Below are 7,589 nucleotides of genomic sequence, written 5' to 3' on the forward strand. Positions count from 1 at the left end.
ACGCTCGACCACGTTGATGATCAGCACATTGCCATCGCGGCTCAACTGGATGTCCTGGAAGAACCCGGTCTTGAACAGGGAACGAGTCGAGTCCACCAGGCGGCGGTCGTCAGCCTGGTCGCCGACGTTCAGCGGCAAGGCACCGAACACACTGCCGGCGGAAACCCGCTGCAGGCCGTTGACGCGAATGTCGGCGATCCTGAACGGTGAGGCCTGGGCCAACGTGGCTTTCAGCAGCAGGATGGAGAGCAACAGGCGCGGGTAGTTCATCGGGGTTTCCAGACAAGCGGATTCGGAGGGCAGCAAGCGCGGGCGACCCGCAAGCAGCGGGCGATGAGGATACGGGCGGGCTGTGTACGGCGCGGTTAGCCGAGGGTAAAGATGTGTAAAGTCCGACCGGGCGGCAGTGACAGTGCCGGCTTGCAGGGCGATCATTGCAGCCCCTGCAATTGCGATATCTGGCCCTGATGATCCCTGTGCTGCTGGTCGACGACGACCGCGAACTGACTGAAATGCTCTCTTTGTACCTGGCGCGCGAAGGCTTCCAGGCAACGGCCGCGGACACGGGTGAGGAAGGCGAGACCCTGGCGTTGTCCGGCCATTTCCAGGTGGTGGTGCTGGACGTGATGCTGCCAGGCATCTCTGGTATCGAAGTGCTGCGCCGCGTGCGTGCACGTAGCCAGGTGCCGGTGCTGCTGCTGACGGCCCGCGGTGACAACATCGACCGCATTGCCGGCCTGGAGCTGGGGGCCGATGACTATGTGCCCAAGCCCAGCTCTCCCGGTGAGCTGGTGGCACGCCTGCGGGCAATACTGCGTCGCGTGCAGCCACACCTGATGGGTGAAGCCAGCCCGCCCGAGGTACCTGAACAGGTACGCAGCGGCGCATTGAAAATGTGGCCGGGGCGGCGCGAGGCGCGCTGGGGCGCAGCCACGCTGGAATTGACCGGCTCCGAGTTCAGCCTGCTCGAAGCCCTGGCGCGCCAGGCCGGTCAGCTGGTCAGCAAGCAGGACCTGTCGCTCAATGCCCTGGGCCGGCCGCTGACCCGTTATGACCGACGCATCGACGTGCACGTCAGCAGCATCCGGCAAAAACTTGGCCCGCGTGCCGATGGCAGCAGCTGGATCCAGAGCGTGCGCGGCATGGGCTACATGCTGATCGTCGAATGATGCGCCGGCGTCTGTTCTGGAAGCTGTTCCTGGCCTTCTGGCTGGCCAACACCCTGACCTTCCTGGTGGGGGCGGGGGCCTTCATGCTCAATGAGCTGCGCGGCGATACACCCGGGCTGCGTTCGCTGCTGGCCACCGAGCTGCAATTGCTCGAACGGCATGGCGAGCGGGCCGGCCGCCAGTTGCTGGACGTGTCGCCACAGCCGCAGGATGTGCAAGTAGGCCTTTACGACGATCAAGGCCGCTTGCTGGCTGGCCAAACGGTGCACGTGGCGCGTTTCGAGCAGGCACTGCTCGACCGTGACGGCCGCCCGCTGGTGCTGCGCGCTTCGGTGGCCACCCGTGTCGGTATGGCACCGCGCCCACGCAACCTTGGCCCGTTTGTGACAGGGGCGGTGATGAGCGCGCTGTTCGCGCTGTTGTGCAGCTTTTACCTGACCCGGCCGCTGACCTGGCTGCGCGAGGCCATGGGCCAGGTTGCCCAAGGCCGTTTCGATGTGCGGGTCAGGCCGCGGCTGGGCAAGCGCCGTGACGAAATCGTCGACCTGGCCGAGGACTGTGACCGCATGGCCGGCCAGCTCAAGGCCCTGGTGCAGGCCCAGCAGAACCTGCTGCATGATATTTCCCATGAGCTGCGCTCACCGCTTACCCGCATGCATGCCGCCATCGGCCTGATGCGCCAGCAACCCGACCGGCCCGACATGCTGGAGCGGGTCGAGCGCGAGTCGCGGCGCATGGACGACCTGATCGAGCAACTGCTGACCCTGGCCCGTGCCCAGTCCCGTCAAGGCAACAGTGACTTCGCCAGCGTGGATGTGGTCGAACTGCTGGCGCAGATCGTCGAGGATGCCCGTTTCGAGGCAGGCATGAAGCAGTGCCAGGTGTCCTTGCTGGCTCAGGGCGCGTTTCTCATGCATGGCCATGAAGAGCTCCTGTACCGGGCTTTCGAGAACGTCATCCGCAATGCCGTGCGCTACACCAAGCCCGGCACGGCGGTATTGGTGGAGGCCGCACCGGCACCAGGTGGGCAATGGTTGCAAGTGTGCGTCAGCGACCATGGCCCAGGCGTCGACCCGGCGCGCCTGCAGCGCATCTTCGAACCGTTCGACCGTGGCACCGACAGCAGCGACGGCTTCGGCCTGGGGCTGGCGATCGCCCAGCGTGCCATCGCCTTGCACGGTGGCAGCATCACCGCGCTGGCCGCCGCCACAGGGGGCTTGCGGGTGCGCATCGAACTGCCGCAAGCCATTGCTACTTGAAGCCGGTGACCGCGTGGGGAACGTAAGGGGCCTGCAAGCGCGCCACCTCGTCCTCGCTCAGCTGCAGTGACAGTGCGCCCAGGGCATCGTCCAGGTGGGCGGGCTTCGAGGCGCCGACGATAGGGGCGCTAACGCCGGCCCTACCCAGCACCCAGGCCAGCGCAACCTGGGCCATCGGCACCCCCCGTTCGCTGGCGATCTGCTCGACCACATCGATTACCCGGCCGTCCTCCACCTCGGTCTTTTCATAGAACGACTGCCCGGACACATCGGTGCGCGTGCGTTGGGTTTGCTGCCCATGCGGTCGTGTCAGGCGGCCGCGCGCCATCGGGCTCCAGGGCATCAGGCCGACGCCTTGATCCAGGCACAGCGGGATCATCTCTCGCTCTTCTTCGCGGTAGATCAGGTTGAGGTAGTTCTGCATCGACACGAAGCGGCTCCAGCCATGGTTGGCGGCTACCTGCTGCGCCTTGGCGAACTGCCAGGCATACATCGACGATGCACCGATGTAGCGCGCCTTGCCGGCCTTGACCACATCATGCAGAGCTTCCATGGTTTCCTCGATGGGTGTGTGGTAGTCCCAGCGGTGGATCTGGTAAAGGTCGACGTAGTCTGTGCCCAGGCGGCTGAGGCTGGCGTCGATGTTGGCCATGATCGCCTTGCGTGACAAGCCTTGCTCATTGGGCCGGCTGGCGCCTTCCCACATGTTGGCAGGGAAGAACACCTTGGTGGCGATCACGGTTTCTTCGCGTCGGGTAAACTCCCTCAGGAGTTTGCCGAGGATGATTTCCGAGGTGCCGGCGGAATAGCTGTTGGCAGTGTCGAAGAAGTTGATGCCTTGCTCGACGGCATGGCGAATGATCGGCCGGCTGGCGTCTTCGCCCAAGGTCCAGGGATGAGTGCCGGCGTCGGGTTCACCGAAGGTCATGCAGCCCAGGCACAGCCTTGAAATGTCCAGCCCAGTGCTACCCAGCTTTACGTACTGCATCGTCGTCTCCTTCAAGGGCGTGAGTGATGGAGTTAGCCTAACGCTGGCAGGGTTGGGCGAAAATTCCGTATTGATGCATGCGCCATCTGCAAGAATTCACAAGCGCAGCAGCGGCCGCACCTGTTGCTGAAGGAAGTCGGTAACCGCCTTGATCCGCGGCGTGGCGCGCACGTCTTCATGCACGGCCAGCCAGATTTCGATGCTCATTGTCTGTTGGGCGCTGCCTGCCTCTTTCAGACCGTGTTCCTGTGCCATGAACGCGGGCAGGCAGGCGATGCCGATGCCGCCGGCACAGGCTTGGGCCTGGATGCGCAGATCATTGCTGTGCAATGCGAACGGCTGCTGGCCGGCCTGGAGGTTGAGCCATTGCTGTTGTGGGGAACGGGCCTGAGACTCGTCGTAGCCGATGTAGCGCCTGACCGTTGCGCTGGCCAGGTAACCGGGCGAGGCATACAGCCGGTAATCCAGGTGCCCCAGCAGGCTGACCACCAGAGTTGGCTCTGTCGGCCTGGCCAGGGCGATGCTGATGTCAGCTTCGCGGCGGACCAAGGATGCCTTGGATTTGCTGCCTACCAGCTTCAGGCGCAGCTGTGGGTAGCGCTGGTACAGCTCGCCCAAGCGCCGGGCGACGATGCTGCCCAGCAGCGCCGGTGGTGCCGAGAGCACCACTTCGCCTTCCACTGTCTGTTGGCCGGCGCTGGCGAAATGCTCCAGGGCAAAAGAGGACATGGCCATCTGCTCGGCGAGTTCCGCAACACGTTGGCCTTCGTGGGTGAGGGCATAAGCGCGGGGACGTCGGTCGACCAGCTTGAGCTTGAGCGAAGCTTCGAGCGAGGCGATGCGCCGGGCCACGGTGGCGTGGTCGACACCTAGGGTCTTGGCAGCGGCCGACAGCGAGCCGGCCGAGCTGAAGGCGGAGAAATGGCGCAGGTCTTCCCAATCGAACATGAATGACTCGGCAGTGGCGGGTGCATAAAGGGGTAGGGTAACCCTTTATGACCCTGCCGGCTTCAATGCCCGCCTTTCATCCGCCGCGCCACCAGGTAAATGCCCAGGCCAACCAGTGCAGTCGCGGCGCCGATGTACCCGGTGCTGGTCCAGCCCATGCCGGCAGTGATCGCCATGCCTCCCAGCCATGGCCCCAGCGCATTGGCCAGGTTGAACGCCGCATGGTTCGACGCCGCTGCCAGGCTAGGTGCCTCATGGGCAATGTCCATGAGGCGGATCTGTAGAGGTGCCGCCAGCGCGATCATGGTGCCCACCAGGCCGATGCCCAGCAGCAGGCTCCACAGCGCCTGGGCGGCGAAGGTAAAGAACAGCAGCACGGCGACCGACCATATCAGTACCAAGCCCACGGCGCGGAACTGCAGGCGGTCGAACAGCTTGCCGCCAGCGATGTTGCCGACGATACCGCCCACGCCGAACGCCGCCAGACCAAACGGAATCCACTGTGGCGACACCTGGGTCACGTGCAGCATGGTCGGTGCCAGGTAGCTGAACACGCAGAACATGCCGGCAAAACCGATCGAAGCGATGGCCAGCGCCATCCATACCTGTGGGAGGGCAAAGGCTTGTAGCTCCTTGCGCGGGTCGCTGCGTGTTTCGTCGTGGCGCTGGGGCACGAAACGCCAGACCAGGGCGATGGTGCACAGGGCGATCGCGCCGACCAGCACGAATGCCGAACGCCAACCGAAGTACTGGCCCAGGAAGGTGGCAACCGGGTTGCCGAGCAACATGGCCAAGGTCAGGCCCATCATTACCCGGGCAACCGCCCCCGCGCGCTGATCCTTGGCGACCATGCTCGAGGCGACCACTGCGGCAATGCCGAAGTAGGCGCCGTGGGGCAGGCCGCTGATGAAACGAAATGTGACCAGGCCACCGAACGAGGGGGCAAAGGCCGTGGCCAGGTTGCCCACGGCATACAGCAGCATCAACAGCAGCAGCATGTGCTTGCGCAACAGTTTGGCACCGAGAATGGCCAGTGTCGGTGCGCCAACCATCACCCCCAGCGCATACGCGCTGATGGCATGGCCCACCTGCGGCTCGCTCAACTGCAAATTGCTGGCAATGTCGGGCATCAGGCCCATGATGGCGAATTCGCCGGTGCCGATGGCAAAGCTGCCCAGTGCCATGGCGGCTTCCATCTTGGCGACGGTGTGTTTACTGGGGAGCGGGGGGCGTTCCTGGACTGACATTTGTATCCCTATTGAAACATGCTGAAACGTTCAAGGCGGGATAATAGTCAATCGATGGCTGCAACGTCGAGGATGCTGCCCCGGCTGCCGCGACGTTGCAGCCCGTTTCCTGCTCAGTGCGGGCGCGCTTGCTACGCCCCTGGCTGAAGTGACGGGACCCTGTGGCAGCGGGTACGCCTGCTCTTTTAGACTGCGGGCGGTGACGCGCCAACGCTCGGCAAACGGTGAGTACACGCGCCACACATTCGGTTCACAAGGACAACTGCAATGTCAGATACCCCGCGCAACCCGCTGCTTATCGATGGGGCCGTCGGCCAGATCGAGCTGTTGATCGACTACCCCGACGGACCACCCAAAGGGCTGGTGCTGGTCAGCCATCCGCAACCGCTGCTGGGCGGTAGCCCACGGCATATCGTGCCACTGACCCTTGCACGGCAGCTGCGTGCAGCCGGCTGGCAAGTGGTACGGCCGAGCTTTCGTGGGGTGGGGCAGACGCAAGGCACGCACGACCAGGGCATCGGTGAAGCCGAGGATTGCATCGCGGTCATCCGTCACTTCAACCAGCAACAGCCCGAGCTGCCGGTAGCGCTGGTCGGGTTTTCCTTTGGGGCCTACGTGTTCGCCCGGGTTGCCTGTGCGCTGGAAGGGCAGTTGCAGGCAGTCGCATTGATGGGGCTGCCGGTGGGGGATGTACCGGGAGGGCGCTATTACGAGCCATTGCCGCTGCCTGGGGATTGCCTGTTACTCCATGGTGAACAGGATGAAATGGCACCGCTGGCCAACCTGCTGCAATGGGCTGGCCCTGAACAACGGGCAGTGTCGGTATACGCCGGTGCCAATCACTTTTTCAAAGGCTGCCTGGGGCGTGCCGCGGAGCAGGTGATTGCTCATCTCGCCCAGAAGACTGGTACTCACCGCTCCAGGTAATGCGTCTGTGCAGCAAAATCGATAAACCGCTTGCTGGCCAGCGACAGGTATTCCCCCGAGCGCCAGCACAAGCGGAAACTCATCTGCTGTGCTGGCCGGAACGGCACGCCGACGATGCCTGGCGTGCGTTGCTGCACCGAGCGCAGCAGGGTGGCCACCCCCATGTTGTCCAGCGCGGCCTGCACCACCAGCGAGACGAAGTTGCTCTGTAGCGCCACCTGGTAAGTGATGCCATGTTCGGCGAAGAACGCATCCAGAAGATGGCGTTGAACGAAGGTGCGATCGAACACCACCATGTCGGTATTGCGCAGGTCTTCGGCGGTGAGGTAGGCCTTGCCGGCATAGGGGTGATCCGGGTGCATGCACGCCAGCATCTCGTCGCTGCCCAGCAGGATCGACTCCTTGTCGGGCGGTACACGCCGGGACTCCAGCAGCGCCAGGTCGATTTCCCGTTGCTCCAGGCGATGGCCAATGTCTTCGGCACTGCCTTCGAACACGGTCATGGCAATGCCCGGATAGGACTTGCGGAAGGCGTTCATCAACCCGGGGACGTAGTGCAGGCCGAACATCGGCGGGATACCCAGGCGTACTTCACCGCGCTTGAGGTCGGCCATGTCGCGCAGCTCTTGCCGGGCAACGTCCATTTCGCGCAGGGCAGAGGCAATGCGCGGCAAGAACTGCTCGCCTTCTGCCGTGAGGATCACTTTGCGCGTGGTGCGGTTGAACAGGGTTACCCCCAGTTCTTCTTCCAGCCGGGTAACGGCCATGCTCAGCGCGGGCTGGGCGATGTGCAGGTGCTGCGCGGCTTTGGTGAAGCTGCCTTGCCGGACGATTTCGACACAGCAGCGCAATGCCTTGAGGTTCATTGAGGGGTGCTACCTTTCATGCGGGATGCATTCATAACGAACTGTGATGCTAAGCATCATAACAATATATTTATTATTATTAACCAGAGGGCCTACGATGCGCGCCACTGAGACATCCTGCAACATCTCAGTCACGCAGTTTAATAAATCTGCAATCCCACAAAGATTTTGAGGTAGTACCCCAA

8 protein-coding genes are annotated in these 7,589 nt (G+C 63.4%); 3 read left to right on the plus strand and 5 right to left on the minus strand.

Translation table 11 applies throughout. The features are described 5' to 3' along the window. Window positions 1–270, minus strand: a 270-nt coding sequence (locus tag V7787_RS51620; RefSeq protein ID WP_336095275.1) for a POTRA domain-containing protein, incomplete at its 3' end; no start/stop codon positions are given. 197 nt (window positions 271–467) lie between these two features. On the opposite strand from V7787_RS51620, the gene V7787_RS51625 reads away from it, so the two are divergent. Both V7787_RS51625 and V7787_RS51630 read left to right on the plus strand, forming a co-directional pair. Beyond that, on the plus strand, window positions 468–1,169 hold the full coding sequence (locus tag V7787_RS51625) for a response regulator transcription factor (protein WP_064491421.1): 702 nt from the start codon (window positions 468–470) through the stop codon (window positions 1,167–1,169). Next, a complete protein-coding gene (locus V7787_RS51630) occupies window positions 1,166–2,428 on the plus strand; it encodes a HAMP domain-containing sensor histidine kinase (RefSeq protein ID WP_004374932.1) in 1,263 nt (420 codons plus the stop codon). Before V7787_RS51625 ends, V7787_RS51630 begins: the two co-directional genes overlap by 4 nt. Here V7787_RS51630 and V7787_RS51635 read toward each other — a convergent pair. From V7787_RS51635 to V7787_RS51645, 3 genes are all read right to left on the minus strand, one after another. Then, a complete protein-coding gene (locus V7787_RS51635; protein ID WP_010954243.1) occupies window positions 2,421–3,416 on the minus strand; it encodes an aldo/keto reductase in 996 nt (331 codons plus the stop codon). The two genes, V7787_RS51630 and V7787_RS51635, sit on opposite strands and share 8 nt — an antisense overlap. Before the next feature lie 96 nt (window positions 3,417–3,512). Continuing rightward, a complete protein-coding gene (locus V7787_RS51640; RefSeq protein ID WP_064491418.1) occupies window positions 3,513–4,364 on the minus strand; it encodes a LysR family transcriptional regulator in 852 nt (283 codons plus the stop codon). Window positions 4,365–4,426: 62 nt separating this feature from the next. Continuing rightward, window positions 4,427–5,611, minus strand: a complete 1,185-nt coding sequence (locus V7787_RS51645; RefSeq protein WP_012052224.1) for an MFS transporter — start codon at window positions 5,609–5,611, stop codon at window positions 4,427–4,429. A 267-nt stretch (window positions 5,612–5,878) separates the two neighbouring features. Here V7787_RS51645 and V7787_RS51650 point away from each other — a divergent pair, with 267 nt between their 5' ends. Continuing rightward, the gene (locus V7787_RS51650) at window positions 5,879–6,538 is read left to right on the plus strand and encodes an alpha/beta hydrolase (RefSeq protein ID WP_004576841.1); all 660 of its coding nucleotides are present in this window, start codon (window positions 5,879–5,881) and stop codon (window positions 6,536–6,538) included. On the opposite strand, the gene V7787_RS51655 is transcribed toward V7787_RS51650, so the two are convergent. Beyond that, a complete protein-coding gene (locus tag V7787_RS51655) occupies window positions 6,523–7,404 on the minus strand; it encodes a LysR family transcriptional regulator (RefSeq protein ID WP_004374921.1) in 882 nt (293 codons plus the stop codon). The two genes, V7787_RS51650 and V7787_RS51655, sit on opposite strands and share 16 nt — an antisense overlap. Window positions 7,405–7,589: the final 185 nt, after the last annotated feature.

The sequence above is a fragment of the Pseudomonas sp. CGJS7 genome, from assembly GCF_036961695.1.